The organism is Kocuria rhizophila (assembly GCF_003667225.1).
In the GTDB taxonomy this organism is placed as follows: Bacteria; Actinomycetota; Actinomycetes; order Actinomycetales; family Micrococcaceae; genus Kocuria; species Kocuria rhizophila.
This window is the reverse complement of sequence record NZ_RCOM01000062.1, coordinates 1-16084: the sequence shown is the minus strand read 5'-3', so window position 1 is coordinate 16084 and position 16084 is coordinate 1. Positions and strand designations below refer to the sequence as shown.

General features: G+C 70.5%; 15 protein-coding genes and 1 tRNA gene. 11 read left to right on the top strand and 5 right to left on the bottom strand.

Annotation, left to right across the window (positions count from 1 at the left end):
* The 9 genes from D9R02_RS08825 to D9R02_RS08785 form a co-directional block, all read left to right on the top strand.
* A partial coding sequence (locus D9R02_RS08825) for a cell division protein SepF (RefSeq protein WP_147435342.1) occupies positions 1 to 439 on the top strand: 439 nt, incomplete at its 5' end.
* Positions 440 to 442: 3 nt separating this feature from the next.
* Positions 443 to 739, top strand: coding sequence for a YggT family protein (locus tag D9R02_RS08820; RefSeq protein WP_070636507.1), 297 nt, complete (start codon positions 443 to 445; stop codon positions 737 to 739).
* Between the two features lie 115 nt (positions 740 to 854).
* Positions 855 to 1613 carry a DivIVA domain-containing protein gene (locus tag D9R02_RS08815; protein ID WP_121566760.1) on the top strand — a complete coding sequence of 253 codons (759 nt, stop codon included), beginning with the start codon at positions 855 to 857 and terminating at the stop codon, positions 1611 to 1613.
* Between the two features lie 18 nt (positions 1614 to 1631).
* Positions 1632 to 2153: a signal peptidase II gene (lspA, locus tag D9R02_RS08810; RefSeq protein ID WP_259463936.1), complete on the top strand. Its 522-nt coding sequence runs from the start codon at positions 1632 to 1634 to the stop codon at positions 2151 to 2153.
* Positions 2143 to 3120 carry an RluA family pseudouridine synthase gene (locus D9R02_RS08805; protein ID WP_019310727.1) on the top strand — a complete coding sequence of 326 codons (978 nt, stop codon included), beginning with the start codon at positions 2143 to 2145 and terminating at the stop codon, positions 3118 to 3120. Before lspA ends, D9R02_RS08805 begins: the two co-directional genes overlap by 11 nt.
* 116 nt (positions 3121 to 3236) lie before the next feature.
* Positions 3237 to 6731: a DNA polymerase III subunit alpha gene (dnaE, locus tag D9R02_RS08800; protein WP_239358185.1), complete on the top strand. Its 3495-nt coding sequence runs from the start codon at positions 3237 to 3239 to the stop codon at positions 6729 to 6731.
* Between the two features lie 110 nt (positions 6732 to 6841).
* Entirely contained in the window at positions 6842 to 8371 is a 1530-nt protein-coding gene (hisD, locus tag D9R02_RS08795) for a histidinol dehydrogenase (protein WP_121566757.1), read from the top strand.
* A gap of 3 nt (positions 8372 to 8374) precedes the next feature.
* On the top strand, positions 8375 to 9040 hold the full coding sequence (gene nrdR / locus D9R02_RS08790) for a transcriptional regulator NrdR (RefSeq protein ID WP_121566756.1): 666 nt from the start codon (positions 8375 to 8377) through the stop codon (positions 9038 to 9040).
* A 107-nt stretch (positions 9041 to 9147) separates the two neighbouring features.
* Complete coding sequence (locus D9R02_RS08785) at positions 9148 to 9789, top strand: GNAT family N-acetyltransferase (RefSeq protein WP_121566755.1); 642 nt, start codon at positions 9148 to 9150, stop codon at positions 9787 to 9789.
* Between the two features lie 62 nt (positions 9790 to 9851).
* On the opposite strand, the gene D9R02_RS08780 is transcribed toward D9R02_RS08785, so the two are convergent.
* Positions 9852 to 10316, bottom strand: a complete 465-nt coding sequence (locus D9R02_RS08780) for a hypothetical protein (RefSeq protein ID WP_070636492.1) — start codon at positions 10314 to 10316, stop codon at positions 9852 to 9854.
* Positions 10317 to 10740: 424 nt separating this feature from the next.
* A tRNA-Val gene (locus tag D9R02_RS08775) sits at positions 10741 to 10816 on the bottom strand.
* A 381-nt stretch (positions 10817 to 11197) separates the two neighbouring features.
* Here D9R02_RS08775 and gnd point away from each other — a divergent pair.
* Positions 11198 to 12655 (top strand): NADP-dependent phosphogluconate dehydrogenase, encoded by a 1458-nt coding sequence (gene gnd, locus D9R02_RS08770; RefSeq protein WP_019310721.1) that lies wholly within the window; start codon positions 11198 to 11200, stop codon positions 12653 to 12655.
* A gap of 109 nt (positions 12656 to 12764) precedes the next feature.
* On the opposite strand, the gene epsC is transcribed toward gnd, so the two are convergent.
* The 3 genes from epsC to msrA form a co-directional block, all read right to left on the bottom strand.
* Positions 12765 to 13349, bottom strand: a complete 585-nt coding sequence (gene epsC / locus D9R02_RS08765; RefSeq protein ID WP_102614067.1) for a serine O-acetyltransferase EpsC — start codon at positions 13347 to 13349, stop codon at positions 12765 to 12767.
* Between the two features lie 111 nt (positions 13350 to 13460).
* Positions 13461 to 14396 carry a cysteine synthase A gene (gene cysK / locus D9R02_RS08760; protein WP_039100823.1) on the bottom strand — a complete coding sequence of 312 codons (936 nt, stop codon included), beginning with the start codon at positions 14394 to 14396 and terminating at the stop codon, positions 13461 to 13463.
* A 115-nt stretch (positions 14397 to 14511) separates the two neighbouring features.
* On the bottom strand, positions 14512 to 15051 hold the full coding sequence (gene msrA, locus D9R02_RS08755) for a peptide-methionine (S)-S-oxide reductase MsrA (RefSeq protein ID WP_035885325.1): 540 nt from the start codon (positions 15049 to 15051) through the stop codon (positions 14512 to 14514).
* A gap of 71 nt (positions 15052 to 15122) precedes the next feature.
* Between msrA and D9R02_RS08750 the strand changes: the two genes are divergently transcribed.
* Positions 15123 to 16007 (top strand): Nif3-like dinuclear metal center hexameric protein, encoded by an 885-nt coding sequence (locus D9R02_RS08750; protein WP_121566754.1) that lies wholly within the window; start codon positions 15123 to 15125, stop codon positions 16005 to 16007.
* Positions 16008 to 16084: the final 77 nt, after the last annotated feature.

Here is a 16084-nt window from a genome sequence, read left to right as displayed (position 1 = left end):
CCCCCGGGACACCCCCCAGAGCACCGGTGGCTCCACCCTGGCCGTGAGCGAGAACGGCAGCACCTCCGTGGCACGCCGTTCCCCCGAGTACAGGGCCCCGGTGACCCCCATCAAGCGGGCACCCAGTTCCCGAGAGGACGAGAACGAATTGCGCACCATCACCACCGTGCACCCCCGGTCCTACAACGATGCCAAGTCCATCGGGGAGGCGTTCCGGGACGGGACCCCCGTGATCATGAACGTGTCCGACATGGGTGAGGCCGAGGCCAAGCGCCTGGTGGACTTCGCCGCGGGACTCGTCTTCGCGCTGCACGGCTCCATCGAGCGCGTCACCGCCAAGGTGTTCCTGCTGACCCCCTCCTTCGTGGAGGTCCGGGACCAGGGCCACAGCGACGACATCGACGAGGAGCCCGCGTCCCTCGAACGGGTCGAGGGCTGATCCGTGCACCTCGCGCTGTCGATCGTCTACCTGGTGGTCCACGTCCTGTACATCGCCCTGCTCGGGCGTCTCGTGCTGGACTGGGTCCAGATGTTCGCGCGCGGCTGGCGGCCCAAGGGCCTGGCGCTGGTGGCGGCATCCACGATCTACTCGCTCACCGACCCGCCCATGAACGCGCTGCGCAGGCTGGTCCCGCCCCTGCGGTTCGGCGGGGTGGCCCTGGATCTCGGGTTCCTGATCCTGGTCTTCGTGCTCAGCATCCTGCAGTCGATCGTGGCGGGACTGCTGCTGCGCGCGTGATAGTCGTCGGCCCCGGGTGCGCAGTTGTATCCTGGGCCGGAAATCCCTCCACCCCCGGGGCGCCGAGAAGCGCCCCGGCACGGGTGGTTCCAGTTCGAGACGAGGAGACAGACCCATGGCTCTGACAGCCGAAGACGTCATCAACAAGCGGTTCCAGCCCACCAAGTTCCGTGAGGGCTACGACCAGGACGAGGTGGACGACTTCCTCGACGAGGTCGTGGTGGAGCTGCGCCGCCTGCACCAGGAGAACGACACCCTGCGCAAGCAGGTGGAGACCCTCGGCGGCCGCCCCGAGGACGCGCCCGCCGAGACCTCCGTGTCCGAGCCGGGGACCGGCGCCGGCCAGGCCACCACGGTCGCCGCGGCCACGAGCCGTGACTCCCGCGAGGAGACCGTGTCCGAGCCCGTGGCAGCGGCTCCGGCCGAGACCACCGCTCCCGCCGAGCCGAAGACCACCGGAACCGGCACGAGCGGCACCGACGCCGCGCCGTCGGCCACTGCGGCCCGCCCGGTGGCCGAGGGGACGGCCTCCACCGACTCCACGCAGTCCGCGGCCGCCGTGCTCGCCATGGCGCAGAAGCTGCACGACGACTACGTCTCCCAGGGCCAGTCCGAGCGTGAGCGCCTGATCACCGAGGGCCGCACCCAGGCGGACCACCTCGTGGCCGAGGGCAAGCGCACCAAGGAGGAGACCCTCTCCGCCCTCGAGGCCGAGAAGGTGGACCTGGAGGCGGCGGTGGCCGAGCTGCGCACCTTCGAGTCCGACTACCGCGGCAACCTCAAGAGCTTCCTGAACACTCAGCTGAAGGACCTCGACAACACCGGTTCGCTCGCACCCGCGCAGGCGTCCGGCACCAAGCGCACCGCCAAGTAAGCGCCTGTGACGGATCACATGCCCGGTGCAGCGGCGGCCCAGGTTCCCCAGCGGACCGGCCGCCGCTGCGTCGTCGTGGCGCTGGCCGTGGCCGCCACGGTCTGGGCCGTGGACCAGCTGTTGAAGCTGTGGGTGGTCAGCAGCCTGGTGCCCGGGGTGGAGCATCCCGTGGTCCCGGGGCTGCTGTGGTGGGAGCACATCCGCAACAGCGGAGGCGCCTTCTCCCTGGGCTCGGAGTTCACGTGGGTCTTCACCGTGGTGATGGCGGTGGTCGCCGCGGGCATCGTCCGGGTGCTGCGCCGCGTGCGCGATCCCTGGTGGGCCGTGGGCCTGGGACTGGTGCTCGGGGGCACCCTGGGCAACCTCACGGACCGGCTGCTCCGTGAGCCCGGTTTCGGCGTGGGCCACGTGGTGGACTTCATCGCCGTGCCGCACTTCGCGGTCTTCAACATCGCGGACTGCGGCGTGACCGTGGGGATCGGCATCATCATGGTGCTGATCCTCAAGGACCGTGACATGGCGGCGCCCCGTGGTGGCTGAGCGCACGCGCCCCACGGGTTCGGAGCCCGAGTTCGACGACGCCCGGTTCACGGTGTCGCAGGAGCAGGACGGCCTGCGGCTCGACGCCGCCGTGGCCGCCTGGACGGGTCTGTCCCGTTCTGCGGCGGCCCAGCTGTGCGGCGAGGACCGGGTGGGGTTCCGGGGCAGGCCGGTGGGCAAGTCGCACCGCGTGGCCTCGTCCGAGACGTACACGGTGCAGGTCCCGGTGCCCGAGGATCCCCACCGGATCGCCCCGCAGCACGTCCCGGACCTGCGCGTGGTGCACTCGGAGGCCTCGTACGTGGTGATCGACAAGCCCGCCGGTGTGGCGGCCCACCCGTCTCCTGGGTGGAAGGGACCCACGGTGGTCGGCGCACTGGCCGGAGCGGGGATCTCCGTGGCCACCTCCGGCGCTCCCGAGCGCCAGGGGATCGTGCACCGGCTGGACGTGGGGACGTCCGGTCTCATGGTCGTGGCCCGTGACGAGAGCGCCTACTCCCAGCTCAAGCGGGCGTTCAAGGAGCGCACGGTCACCAAGGTGTACCACGCCGTGGTGCAGGGCATCCCGGACCCGCTGAAGGGCACCATCGACGCGCCCATCGGACGCCACCCGGGCCACGAGTGGCGCTTCGCCGTGCTGGAGGACGGGCGGAACTCGGTGACCCACTACGAGGTGCTCGAGGCGTTCGGGCGGGCGTCCCTCGTGGAGGTGCACCTGGAGACCGGGCGCACCCACCAGATCCGCGTGCACTTCAGCGCGCTGCAGCACCCGTGCTGCGGGGACCTCACCTACGGCGCGGACCCCGCGCTCTCCGCGGGTCTGGGCCTGACCCGGCAGTGGCTGCACGCCAAGCGCCTGGGCTTCACCAGCCCCGCCACGGGGCAGTACGTGGAGTACGAGAGTCCGTACCCCACGGACCTGGCCTACGCGGTGGAGACGCTGCGCGACGGCGGTCCGCAGCTGTGACGGATCTCCGCCCGGGAGCGGGCGGGGACGTCCGGGCCGCGGCCTAGAATGGTCGGGTGACTTCGGCGACCGGCAAAAAAGGCTTCACCCATCTCCACGTGCACACCGAGTACTCCATGCTGGACGGTGCCGCGCGCCTGAACGACCTCTTCGAGGAGTGCCACCGGCTGGGCATGGACTCGCTGGCCACCACGGACCACGGGTTCGTGTTCGGGGCGTTCGACTTCTGGAACAAGGCGCGCGCGGCCGGCATCAAGCCGATCATCGGCGTGGAGGCCTACCTCACGCCGGGCACCGCCCGCCAGGACCGCACCCGCGTGAAGTTCGCGGACGGCGGCCGCGACGACGTATCCGGTGCCGGCGCCTACACGCACATGACCCTGCTCGCGCAGTCCAGCGAGGGCATGCAGAACCTCTTCCGGGCCTCCACCAAGGCGTCCCTGGAGGGCCAGTTGTACAAGCCCCGCATGGACCGGGAGCTGCTCAACCAGTACGGCAAGGGGCTCATCGCCACCACCGGCTGCCCGTCCGGGGAGGTGCAGACCCGGTTGCGGCTGGGCCAGTACGACGAGGCCGTGAAGGCCGCCGCCGAGTTCCGGGACATCTTCGGCGCGGAGAACTTCTACTGCGAGCTCATGGACCACGGGCTGGGCATCGAGAAGCGCGTGACCCAGGACCTGCTGCGCCTGGCCAAAGACCTCAGCCTGCCGCTCGTGGCGACCAACGACCTGCACTACACGCACGCCGAGGACGCCAAGTCCCACGCGGCGCTGCTGTGCGTGCAGTCCGGCTCCACGCTGCAGGACCCCAAGCGCTTCAAGTTCGACGCGGACGAGTTCTACCTCAAGTCCCCCGAGCAGATGCGGGAGCTGTTCCGGGACTTCCCGGAGGCGTGCGACAACACCCTGGAGATCGCTGAGCGCTGCGAGGTGGAGTTCGACACCTCCGCCAACTACATGCCGCGCTTCCCCACGCCCGAGGGGGAGGACGAGACCTCGTGGTTCATCAAGGAGGTCGAGAAGGGGCTGCACTACCGCTTCCCGGGCGGGATCCCGGACGACGTCCGCGAGCAGGCCGAGTACGAGAAGAAGATCATCATCCAGATGGGCTTCCCCGGCTACTTCCTGGTGGTCGCGGACTTCATCAACTGGTCCAAGGACAACGGCATCCGCGTGGGTCCCGGCCGTGGTTCCGGTGCCGGTTCCATGGTGGCGTACGCCATGCGCATCACCGAGCTGAACCCGCTCGCGCACGGGCTGATCTTCGAGCGCTTCCTCAACCCGGACCGCGTGTCCATGCCCGACTTCGACGTGGACTTCGACGACCGCCGCCGCTCCGAGGTGATCCACTACGTCACGGAGAAGTACGGCGACGAGCGCGTGGCCATGATCGTCACGTACGGCACCATCAAGGCCAAGCAGGCGCTCAAGGACTCCTCACGCGTGCTCGGCTACCCGTTCTCCATGGGGGAGCGGCTCACCAAGGCCATGCCGCCGGACGTCATGGGCAAGGGCATCTCCCTGCAGGACGTCTACGACAAGGACGCCAAGCGCTACGACGAGGCCGGTGAGCTGCGCGAGGTGCTCGAGGACGACCCCGAGTCCATGAAGGTCTTCGAGACAGCCCAGGGCCTGGAGGGGCTCAAGCGCCAGTGGGGTGTGCACGCCGCGGGCGTGATCATGTCCTCGGACCCGCTGATCGACATCATCCCGCTCATGCGCCGCGAGCAGGACGGTCAGGTGATCACCCAGTTCGACTACCCCACGTGCGAGGGCCTGGGGCTGATCAAGATGGACTTCCTGGGGCTGCGCAACCTCACGATCATCTCCGACGCGCTGGAGAACATCACGCTGAACCGGGACGGCTTCGTGCTGGACCTGGAGCACCTGCCCATCGACGACCCCGGCTCCTACGAGCTGCTGGCCCGCGGGGACACCCTGGGCGTGTTCCAGCTGGACGGCGGGCCCATGCGCCAGCTGCTCAAGCTCATGCGCCCGGACAACTTCGAGGACATCTCCGCGACCATCGCCCTCTACCGGCCGGGTCCCATGGGCGCGAACTCCCACACCAACTACGCGCTGCGCAAGAACGGCGCGCAGGAGATCACCCCCATCCACCCCGAGCTCGCGGAGCCGCTCGAGGAGATCCTGGGCACCACCTACGGCCTGATCGTGTACCAGGAGCAGGTGATGGCGATCGCCCAGAAGGTCGCGGGCTACTCGCTCGGCCAGGCGGACATCCTCCGCCGTGCCATGGGCAAGAAGAAGAAGGCGGAGCTGGACAAGCAGTACCAGGGCTTCCACCAGGGCATGGTGGACCGCGGCTACTCCGAGGCCGCGATCAAGGCGCTGTGGGACATCCTGCTGCCGTTCTCGGACTACGCGTTCAACAAGGCGCACTCCGCGGCCTACGGGCTGGTCTCGTACTGGACCGCGTACCTCAAGGCGCACTACCCGGCCGAGTACATGGCGGCCCTGCTCACCTCGGTGGGCGACGACAAGGACAAGCTGGCCATGTACCTCACCGAGTGCCGTCACATGGGCATCACGGTGCTGCCGCCGGACGTGAACGAGTCCGAGCTGAACTTCACCCCTGTGGGCACCGACATCCGCTTCGGCATGGGCGCGGTGCGCAACGTGGGCGCCAACGTGGTCCAGGCCATGGTGGACGCCCGCAACGAGCAGGGGAAGTTCACGTCCTTCAACGACTTCCTGGCCAAGGTTCCGGCGGTGGTGTGCAACAAGCGGACCATCGAGTCCATGGTCAAGGCCGGTGCGTTCGACCAGCTCGGGCACACGCGCCGCGGCCTGGTGATGTGCCACGAGCAGGCCGTCGAGGACGTGGTGGCGCAGAAGAAGAAGGAGGACAACGGCGAGTTCACGTTCGACATCTTCTCGATGGGCGGCTCCGAGGACGAGGACCAGGAGACGTTCTCCGTGGAGGTCCCGGACGTCCCCGAGTGGGAGCGCAAGGACCTGCTCGCCTTCGAGCGCGAGATGCTGGGCCTCTACGTCTCGGACCACCCGCTGCGCGGTCTCGACGACGCCCTGGGCCAGTACACGGACACGGCGATCGCCCCGCTGCTCACCGAGGAGAACACCCGGCCCGACGGCGCCGTGGTCACCATCGGCGGCATGATCACCTCCCTGTCCCGCAGGATCGCTAAGTCCTCCGGCAACGCCTACGCCCGCGTGGAGCTCGAGGACCGCTCGGGCTCGATCGAGGTCATGTTCTTCGGCAAGGCGTACGCGCCGATCGCGGGCGTGCTCGCGGAGGACCTGATCTGCGTGATCAAGGGGCGGATGCAGCGCCGTGACGACGGCTCGATCACCATCTCCGCGCAGGAGCTCACGGTGCCCGAGCTGAGCGTGGACGGCTCCTCCGGGCCGGTGTGCGTGGCCCTGCCCGAGCACCGCGCCACGGAGGCCACGATCCGCCAGATCGGGGAGGTGCTGCGCAACCACAAGGGGGACTCCGAGGTGCGGATCCACCTGGACACCCGGCGCAGCATCCAGGTGATGCGGCTGGGCCCGGAGTACCGGGTGAACCCGTCACCCGCGCTGTTCGGGGACCTCAAGGTGCTGCTCGGCCCCGCCTGCCTGGAGGCCTGAGCGCCCCGGCGTCCTCCGCGCTCGCGGTGGCGTCGCATCCGCGTCACCTCCACGGACAACCGTGCGCGGGCGTCCCGGGCGGCTTTGACGCGCGATTGTAGACTGGCACGGTGAACGCGCAACCCCACACCACCCCGTCCTCCGGCCCCGCTGACGCCCACCTGAGGGTCGTCGACCTGCGCGGAAGGCATCTGGGCTGGGACGAGCTGCGCCGTGTGGTGCCGCGTCAGGCGGCGTCGTCCGTCTCCGCGGCCGAGGACGCCGTCCGGGGGATCATCGAGGACGTCCGAACGCGCGGGGCGGACGCGCTGCGCGAGTTAGCCCACCGGTTCGACGGTGTGGAGCAGGATCGCATCCGCGTGGCCCCCGAGCAGATCGCGCGGGCCGTGGCGGAGCTGGACCCGGCTGTGCGACGCGCCCTGGAGACCGCCATCGCGCGGACCCGGGCGTTCGCCGAGGCGCAGCGGCCGCGGGACGTGGAGGTGGAGGTGGCGCCCGGGGCAGTGCTGCGCCACCGCTGGACCGCTGTGCGCCGCGCGGGCCTCTACATCCCCGGGGGACTGGCCGTGTACCCCTCTTCCGTGGTGATGAACGTGGTGCCGGCTCAGGCCGCGGGCGTGGAGTCCGTGGTGCTGTGCTCGCCACCGCAGAAGGAGTTCGGCGGGTTGCCGCACCCCGTGATCCTGGGGGCGGCCGGGCTGCTCGGCGTGGACGAGGTGTGGGCCGTGGGCGGCGCGCAGTCCCTCGCGGCCATGGCGCTGGGCGTCACGGACGGCCAGGACGTCCTGGAACCCGTGAACACCCTCACCGGCCCCGGCAACATCTTCGTGGCCACGGCCAAGCGCCAGCTGCGCTCCCTGGTGGGCGTGGATGCTGAGGCCGGCACCACCGAGATCGCCGTGCTCGCGGACGACTCCGCGGATCCCCGGTTCGTGGCCGCAGACCTGATCTCCCAGGCGGAGCACGATCCCGCGGCCGGCTCGGTGCTCATCACCGACTCCCCGGACCTGGCCCGGGCCGTGGAGCGGGAACTGTTCGCGCAGGTCCCGGAGGCACGGCACCGCGAGCGGATCACCACGGCACTGGGTGGTCCGCAGTCCGGGGTGGTGCTCACGGACGGGCTCGAGCAGTCGATCGACGTGGCGGACGCCTACGCCGCGGAGCACCTGGAGATCCACACCCGGGACGCCCGCGAGGTGGCCGCACGGGTCCGCAACGCCGGGGCGATCTTCGTGGGCCCGTACAGTCCCGTGCCGCTGGGGGACTACGCCGCCGGGTCCAACCACGTGCTGCCCACGGGCGGCACGGCCGTGTTCGCATCCGGGCTGCAGGCCGCTTCCTTCATGAAGGCCGTGCAGGTGGTCGAGTACACCCGCGAGGCGCTCGCGGAGCTGGAGGAGGACATCGTGGCCCTGTCCGGCAGCGAGGACCTGCCCGCGCACGGCCGCGCCGTGGCCCTCCGCTCGGAGGACCACGTCGCCGAGGGCGCCCACGGGGCGGCCGGGTCCGCGGCCGCCCCCAGCGCCACCCCGCGCTCCACCCCCGGGGCGGAGGACGACCCCGCGTCCCGTGCGGGCGACGCCGCCCGCGTCCCGGGCGCGCCCGGCACCGGGTCCCCCGACACCCACGGGAAGGGCTGAGCCGTGCACTGTCCGTTCTGCCGCCACAACGACTCCAAGGTCGTGGACTCCCGCACGTCGGACGACGGCACGTCCATCCGACGGCGCCGCCGCTGCACCGAGTGCGGCCGTCGCTTCTCCACGCTCGAGACCACGTCGATCTCCGTGATCAAGCGTTCCGGGGTCACCGAGCCGTTCGACCGCCAGAAGATCGTCAACGGCGTGCGCAAGGCGTGCCAGGGGCGGCCCGTGAGCGAGGACGACCTCGCGATGCTCGCGCAGGAGGTCGAGGAGTCCATCCAGGCGTCCGGCAGCGCGGAGGTCGAGGCGCACGACGTGGGCCTGGCGATCCTTCCGCCGCTGCGACGCCTGGACGTGGTGGCCTACCTCCGGTTCGCCTCGGTGTACCAGGCGTTCGAGGACCTGGAGGACTTCGAGCGCGCGATCGACGTGCTGCGGGACCAGCAGGCCGAGCTCGCGGGACAGCAGACGCTCGTCCCGCCGGCAGCGCGCTCCGCCGCGGCACCCGCCGCACGACGTCGCGCCGCGCGCCGCGACGCACCGGGCACCGAGCCGGAGCCCGCGCAGAGCCCGGGGAGCGCCGACGAGGACCACGAGGAGAAGCCGGCCCCGCGGCGTCGTCGGGCGAAGAGGTCCGCGGACACGGTCACCCAGCCGCGGCTGCTGTAGGCACGCCACCGGCCATGGTGGCCGCGCGCCGGTTCCGCCGCAGGTCAGAGCAGGGACGGAGGCGCGGAGGGTGCTGTCCGTGGTGCATCAACTGTTAGCCTGAACGTGTGACGCAGAACCAGCATCGCTCCGTCCATCCCGCACCGCAGCTCGAGATCGTCCCCGCCTCCCGCGCAGACACCGAGCCTGCCGCCGCGGTGCTCGCCGAGGCGTTCGCCACCGATCCCCACGTGGTCGGTCTGCTGCCCCACGGCGATGTGCTCGAGGCCCTCACCCTGCTGTGGCGACGCGTCGTGCGGGAGACGTTCGCGGCGGGCGGTCACGTCTACCTGGCGGTGCCGCCGGGGGAGGACCGGCCGCTGGGTGCGGCGCTGTGGGCCGCCCCGGGCACTCGGGTCTCCTTGTCCCGGATGCTCCCCGGTGTGGCGACCTACGCCCGGATCTTCCGCACCCGTTTCCCGGACGCACTCGCGACCGAGTACCTCACGCAGCGCGCGCAGCCGACGTCCCCCCACTGGTACCTCAAGGCGCTGGCCACGGTGCCACCCGCCCAGGGCACCGGGGTGGGATCCCGCCTGCTCGAGGACCGCCTGGTGGAGATCGACCGGCAGCACGTCGGAGCCTATCTGGAGGCTTCCACCACCGGCCTGGTTCAGTACTACGAACGATTCGGCTTCCGCTCGCGCGGTCCCATTGCCTGCCGCGGAACGGTGCCCGCCATCGGGATGTGGCGTCCACCCGCCGACTGACCCGGGGCGTCACCGGATCGACCGCGGCCCCGCACCGGTCGCGCGCGCCAGCACGGGCGGCGTCAGCCGGCAGGCGGGGCGGGTGGATGTTGCGGACGCCGCCGGGGGACCGTGCCCAATTCGACCATCGCCGCGATCAGCGCGGTCAGTGCCCCGATCCAGGCACCGTGGAAGGCGACCATGGAGACCTCGTCCGCCGTGCGCTGCGTGAGTCCCCACCGTTCCAGAGGACCGGGAACCGTGGTTCCGCGGGGGTCTACAACATCCCCCAGTGCCAGTCCGAGGAGGATCTGCATCAGCCAGTGGAACAGCAGGAAGCCCGTGCTCCACGCCCCAGCGGCGTAGGGCTTCACCAAACAGGCGCGCGCCGTCACGGGGACGGCCAGCACCGCGCCCGCGATCCACGCGATGGGCAGGCCGACGAAGAGGTGGATGACCGCGTGGAGCCCCTCGAGCTCGAAGCCCACCCGCAGGATGAAGAGCAGTGGTGGGAGCCCCAGGGCCACGGGCCACACGAGCCACGCCACGAGCCGCGGCAGGACGGACGCTGGGCTGGCACGCCTCCTCGAGGGGCGCCCCGGTCGGTAGGGGGCCACCCGGGCGCGCGACGGGCCGCTCACGAGACCGCTCCCGCACAGGGACGAGAGGCGACGCCGCACGGGCACCCGGCCTGTGGCGCGGTCACCCGTGGCATGCTCGCGGCGGCCCTGTTTTCCCGCGCCGGCCCACAGCTCTCGCCCGCGCAGCACCGTGTCCATCCCGGGCCGCTCTGCCCGCCCATGATCCCCGTGACTTTGTTCACGCGCCCACGCTAGACACGCGGGGAAACCACGGGGAAGGGGTACGGGCCCGTCTGTGGACAGAGCCACGGCTGCGGAGTCCCGTCCACCACGGGTCGGGGATCCGGAGATGCAGACGCCCCGCCCGTGCGAGGACGGGCGGGGCGTGCGCTGGTGGGCCCTGCCGGGATCGAACCGACGACATCTACGGTGTAAACGTAGCGCTCTACCAGCTGAGCTAAAGGCCCGGGATCGGGTGGGCACGACTGGAGCAGCTGCCAGCACCCGATTGGGAGTCAGCCTACCGTTCGGTCGGGTTCCCGCCCAGGACGGGTGGGGTGAGCTTGCACACGTGCCGCTCATACGGAGCTGTCCGGTTTGACACGAGCGCGTCACCTGGCGTTAAGATGATGGGGTAGCTCGCGGGAAACCGCAGCTGTTCACCAGGGGACGCTGGTGCGCTTGATCGCCTTCGGGCGTGACAGATACGGCGGTTCGATTCCGTCGGTCTCCACTGCGAGGGAAACCCCGGAGCCACATGGCTCCGGGGTTTTTCGCATCGTCTGCCCATCCACCCGCGCCACGCACGGGTCTGCGCGCTGTCGGTCCGGGTGCGTAGGCTAGGAGCCATGGCTGCAGAAAAGAAAGCTGATATCGGTGTCACCGGCCTTGCCGTGATGGGCGCCAACCTTGCCCGCAACTTCGCGCACCACGGATACACGGTGGCGCTGCACAACCGCTCGTCCGCCAAGACGGATGCGCTGATCCAGGAGCACGGCTCCGAGGGTGACTTCATCCGCACGGAGACCATGCAGGAGCTCGTGGACTCCCTCGAGCGCCCGCGCCGCGTGCTGGTCATGGTCAAGGCGGGTGCGCCCGTGGACTCCGTGATCGAGCAGCTCACCCCGCTGCTGGACGAGGGCGACATCATCATCGACGGCGGCAACTCCTACTTCCAGGACACCCGCCGCCGTGAGCGCGAGTGCGCGCAGAACGGGCTGCACTTCGTGGGCGTCGGCGTCTCCGGTGGCGAGGAGGGCGCGCTCAACGGCCCCTCCATCATGCCGGGTGGCTCCGAGGAGTCGTACAGCACGCTGGGGCCCATGCTCGAGGACATCTCCGCGAAGGCGGACGACGGTGCTCCCTGCTGCGCGTGGATCAGCACGGACGGCGCCGGGCACTTCGTCAAGATGGTGCACAACGGCATCGAGTACGCGGACATGCAGGTGATCGGCGAGGCCCACGAGCTGCTGCGCTCGGTGGCCGGGCTCGAGCCCGCCGAGCAGGCGGACGTGTTCGACGAGTGGAACACCACCGAACTGTCCTCCTACCTGATCGAGATCACGTCGCAGGTGCTGCGCCAGGTGGACCCGAAGACCGGCAAGCCGTTCATCGACATCGTCGCGGACGCCGCGGGCCAGAAGGGCACCGGGCGCTGGACCGTGCAGGAGGCCCTGGAGCTCGGCTCCCCGGTCACCGCGATCGCCGAGTCCGTGTTCGCCCGCGCGCTGTCCTCCTCGGAACCCGCCATGCGCAAGGAGGCCCAGGAGGTGCTGCCCGCGGGCATCGGGGACACCACCGAGGACGTGGTGAAGGACCCGGAGTTCGTGGACGACGTCCGCAAGGCGCTCTACGCGTCCAAGCTGGTCTCCTACGCCCAGGGCCTGGACATGCTCACCATGGCCGGACGCGAGTACGGGTGGAACCTGGACCTCGCCTCGATCGCGAGCCTGTGGCGCAACGGCTGCATCATCCGCGCCGAGCTGCTGAACGTGATCATGGCCGCCTACGAGGGGGACAAGGCTCCGCTGAACCTGCTGTTCGCGCCGGAGTTCGTGAAGTCCATCGAGGACGCGCTGCCGGCCTGGCGCCGCGTGGTGGCACGCGCCGTCGAGCGCGGCATTCCCGCACCGGTGTTCTCGTCCGCGCTCGCGTACTACGACGCCCTGCGCCGCCCGCGCCTGAACGCGGCACTGACCCAGGGGCTGCGCGACTACTTCGGGGCGCACACGTACAAGCGCGTTGACGACCCGGACTCCAGCTTCCACGTGCTGTGGAGCGGGGACCGCTCCGAGGTCGTCTCCTGAGGCGGTCGCGCGGCGTCGTCGTGGGACGCAGCGCATGAGAACGGGCCGGGTTCCCCAAGGGGAACCCGGCCCGTTGCGCATTCCTGGAGCCAGGTGCGGTAGCGCCGCGTCAGATCCACATGGCGGGATCCACGTACGCGGCGGGGTCCACGAGCGGGGCCTTCTTTTCGGGCGTGCGGGGGCGGACCTTGCCGGGGATGCCCGTGACGATCGATTCCGCGGGGACGTCCTTGACCACCACGGCGTTGGCGCCCACGGCAGAGTCGCGCCCCACAGTGATGGGCCCCAGCACCTTGGCACCCGCACCGATGGTGACCCGGTCCTCCACCGTGGGGTGGCGTTTCACGGGCGCCATGGACCGCCCGCCCAGGGTCACACCGTGGTAGAGCATCACGTCGTCACCGATCTCAGCGGTCTCGCCGATCACCACGCCCATGCCGTGGTCGATGAAGAAGCGCCGACCGATCGTGGCGCCGGGGTGGATCTCCACACCCGTGGCGAAGCGCGCCAGCTGGGACACGGTGCGCGCCAGCAGCCGACGGTCGGGGTTCTGCCACAGCCGGTGGGAGAGCCGGTGCGCCCAGATGGCGTGGAGCCCCGAGTAGTTCAGGACGATCTCCACGCTGGAGCGGGCCGCCGGATCGTGCGTGCGGGCGGTCTCGAGGTCCTCGTGCAGTCTGCGCCAGAAACCCACGCGTGCTACCCCCTGGTGTGGAACGGGGCGGGCACCGGTGAACCGGTGCCCGCCGATGTGCAACGGATGCTCGGGACGGGTGTCCCGCGCCCCGGGCGGTCTGACCGGGACTCAGCCCCGGATGTCCTCGTACAGGATGGTGGAGACGTAGCGCTCGCCGTAGTCGCACACCACGGCCACGATCAGCTTGTCCCGGTTCTCTTCTTTGGCGGCCTCCTGCAGCGCGGCCCAGATGATCGCGCCGGTGGAGATCCCGCCCAGGATGCCCTCCTTGCTGCCGAGCTCACGGGCGTACTGGACCGAGTCCTCCACGGTGACGTCGTAGACGTCGTCGTAGATCTCGCGGTCCAGCACGTCCGGCACGAAGTTGGCGCCCAGCCCCTGGATCTTGTGGGGGCCGGCCTTGCCCTCGGTGAGCAGCGGGGAGTCGGAGGGCTCCACGGCGACGAGCCGGACCTCCGGCTTCTGCTCCTTGAGGTACTTGCCGGCACCGGAGATGGTGCCGCCCGTGCCGATGCCGGCGACGAAGACGTCCACGGCGCCGTCGGTGTCGTTCCAGATCTCGGGTCCTGTGGTCTCGTAGTGGACCTTCGGGTTGGCGGGATTCGCGAACTGGCTGGCCAGGACGGCGTTCTCGGTGGTGTCCACGATCTCCTGGGCCTTGTCCACGGCGCCGCGCATGCCGTCCGCGCCCGGGGTGAGCACGATCTCCGCGCCGTAGGCGCGCAGCATGACCCGACGCTCGGTGGACATGGTCTCGGGCATGGTGAGGATGACCTTGTAGCCGCGGGCGGCACCCACCATGGCCAGGGCGATGCCCGTGTTGCCGGAGGTGCCCTCCACGATGGTCCCGCCGGGCTTGAGCTGCCCGGACGCCTCGGCGGCGTCCACGATGGCCTTGCCGATCCGGTCTTTCACGGAGTTGGCGGGGTTGTAGAACTCGAGCTTGACCGCCACGTTGCCGGGGAGGTCCTTGTCCAGCTGGTTGAGGCGCACCAGGGGGGTGCCCCCCACGATCTCTGTGACGTCGTTGTAGATCTTGCCCATCACTTGTCTCCTTGTTCTGTGGTGTCGCGGTTCTGCGGTGCCGTACGCGCGGCATGACGGTGCCGGGTGAGGGCGCGGATTCCGTGTCAGCGTAGCCCCGGTTTCCGGCGGTTCCTCAGTCCGTGAGCCACGCGGCGTAATGTTGGCGGACCTTCGCGAGCTTGGGGTTGATGATCACCTGGCAGTAGCCGTTGAACGGCTGGTTGCCGTAGAAGTCCTGGTGGAAGTCCTCGGCCTCGTGCAGCGGGCCCAGTGGCTCCACCGTGGTGACCACGGGGTCGTCGAACAGCTCCTGGGCGCGCACGATGGCGGCCTCGAAGAGGCGGCGCTGCTCCTCGTCCGCCGGGAACACGGCTGAGCGGTACTGCGTGCCCACGTCGTAGCCCTGGCGGTTCAGGGTGGTGGGGTCGTGACCCGTGAAGAACAGGTCCAGGATCACGTCCGCGGGCACCACGTCCGGGTCGAACACGACCTCCACGGCCTCGGCGTGGCCGGTGGTTCCGGAGCACACCGATTCGTAGTCCGGGTGCGGCGTGTGCCCACCCGTGTACACGCTGCGCACGCTCTGCACTCCGCGCACCCTGCGGTACACGGCGTCCAGACACCAGAAGCAGCCACCGGCCAGCACGAACGTCTGCGGCGTCGATGAAGTCATGCCCAGTACAACGCGTGGCGCGCCAGAAGATTCCCCGCCCGTGGCGGAGGCCGCGCTCCTAGGATGGGGCCATGAGCACCGATCAGCCGCCATCCGATCCGCACCCCACGGTCCAGGACGTCGTCGCCGCGGCGGACGCACTGTGGCCCTTCCGGCTCCAGGAGGACTGGGACGCGTCCGGTCTGGTGCTCGGGCGCCCCGAGGCCCCGGTGCGGCGCATCCACCTGGCCGTCGATCCCGTGGCCGCCGTGGTCCGGGAGGCCGTGGACGCGGGAGCTGACCTGCTGCTCACCCACCACCCCCTGCTGCTGCGCGGAGTCACCTCCGTGGCCGCGGACGGTTTCAAGGGCCGCGTGGTCCACGACCTCGTGGAGAACCGCTGCGCCCTGCTGTGCTGCCACACCAGCGCGGACTCGGCCCGCCGCGGCGTCTCGGACGCGCTGATCGCGGCGTGCGGCGTCGGGCCCGACGACGCCGCTCCGCTCGTTCCGCACTCCTCCGACCCCCGCACGGGGCTGGGCCGTGTGGGAACCCTGGACGAGCCGGTGATCCTGAGAGAGCTCGCCGAACGGCTGGCGCGGCGCATCCCGCCCACGGTGCAGGGACTCCGGGTGGCGGGTGATCCGGAGCGGCGCGTGAGCACGGTGGCGGTGTGCGGCGGCTCGGGGGACTCCCTCTTCGACGTCGTGCGCAGCCACGGCGCGGACGTCTACGTGACCGCGGACCTGCGCCACCACCCGGCGTCGGAGGCCAGGGAGCGCGCCCTCGGGCCGGGGGAGCACGGCACCCCCGCGCTGGTGGACGCCGCGCACTCCGCGAGCGAGGCCCTGTGGCTCCCGTGGGCCGCCGAGGACCTGCAGCGTGCGCTGACCGCCCGCGGCTACGCGGTGGAGATCCACGTGAGCACGCTGCGCACCGACCCGTGGGATCTCACGGTGGCCACCCCGCCGCAGTGAGACGCCCCGGGCGGGGTGGCCCACCCGAGGCATCCGGGCTCCCGCCGCGCACTAGCCACCCGTGAACAGTTCCGTGG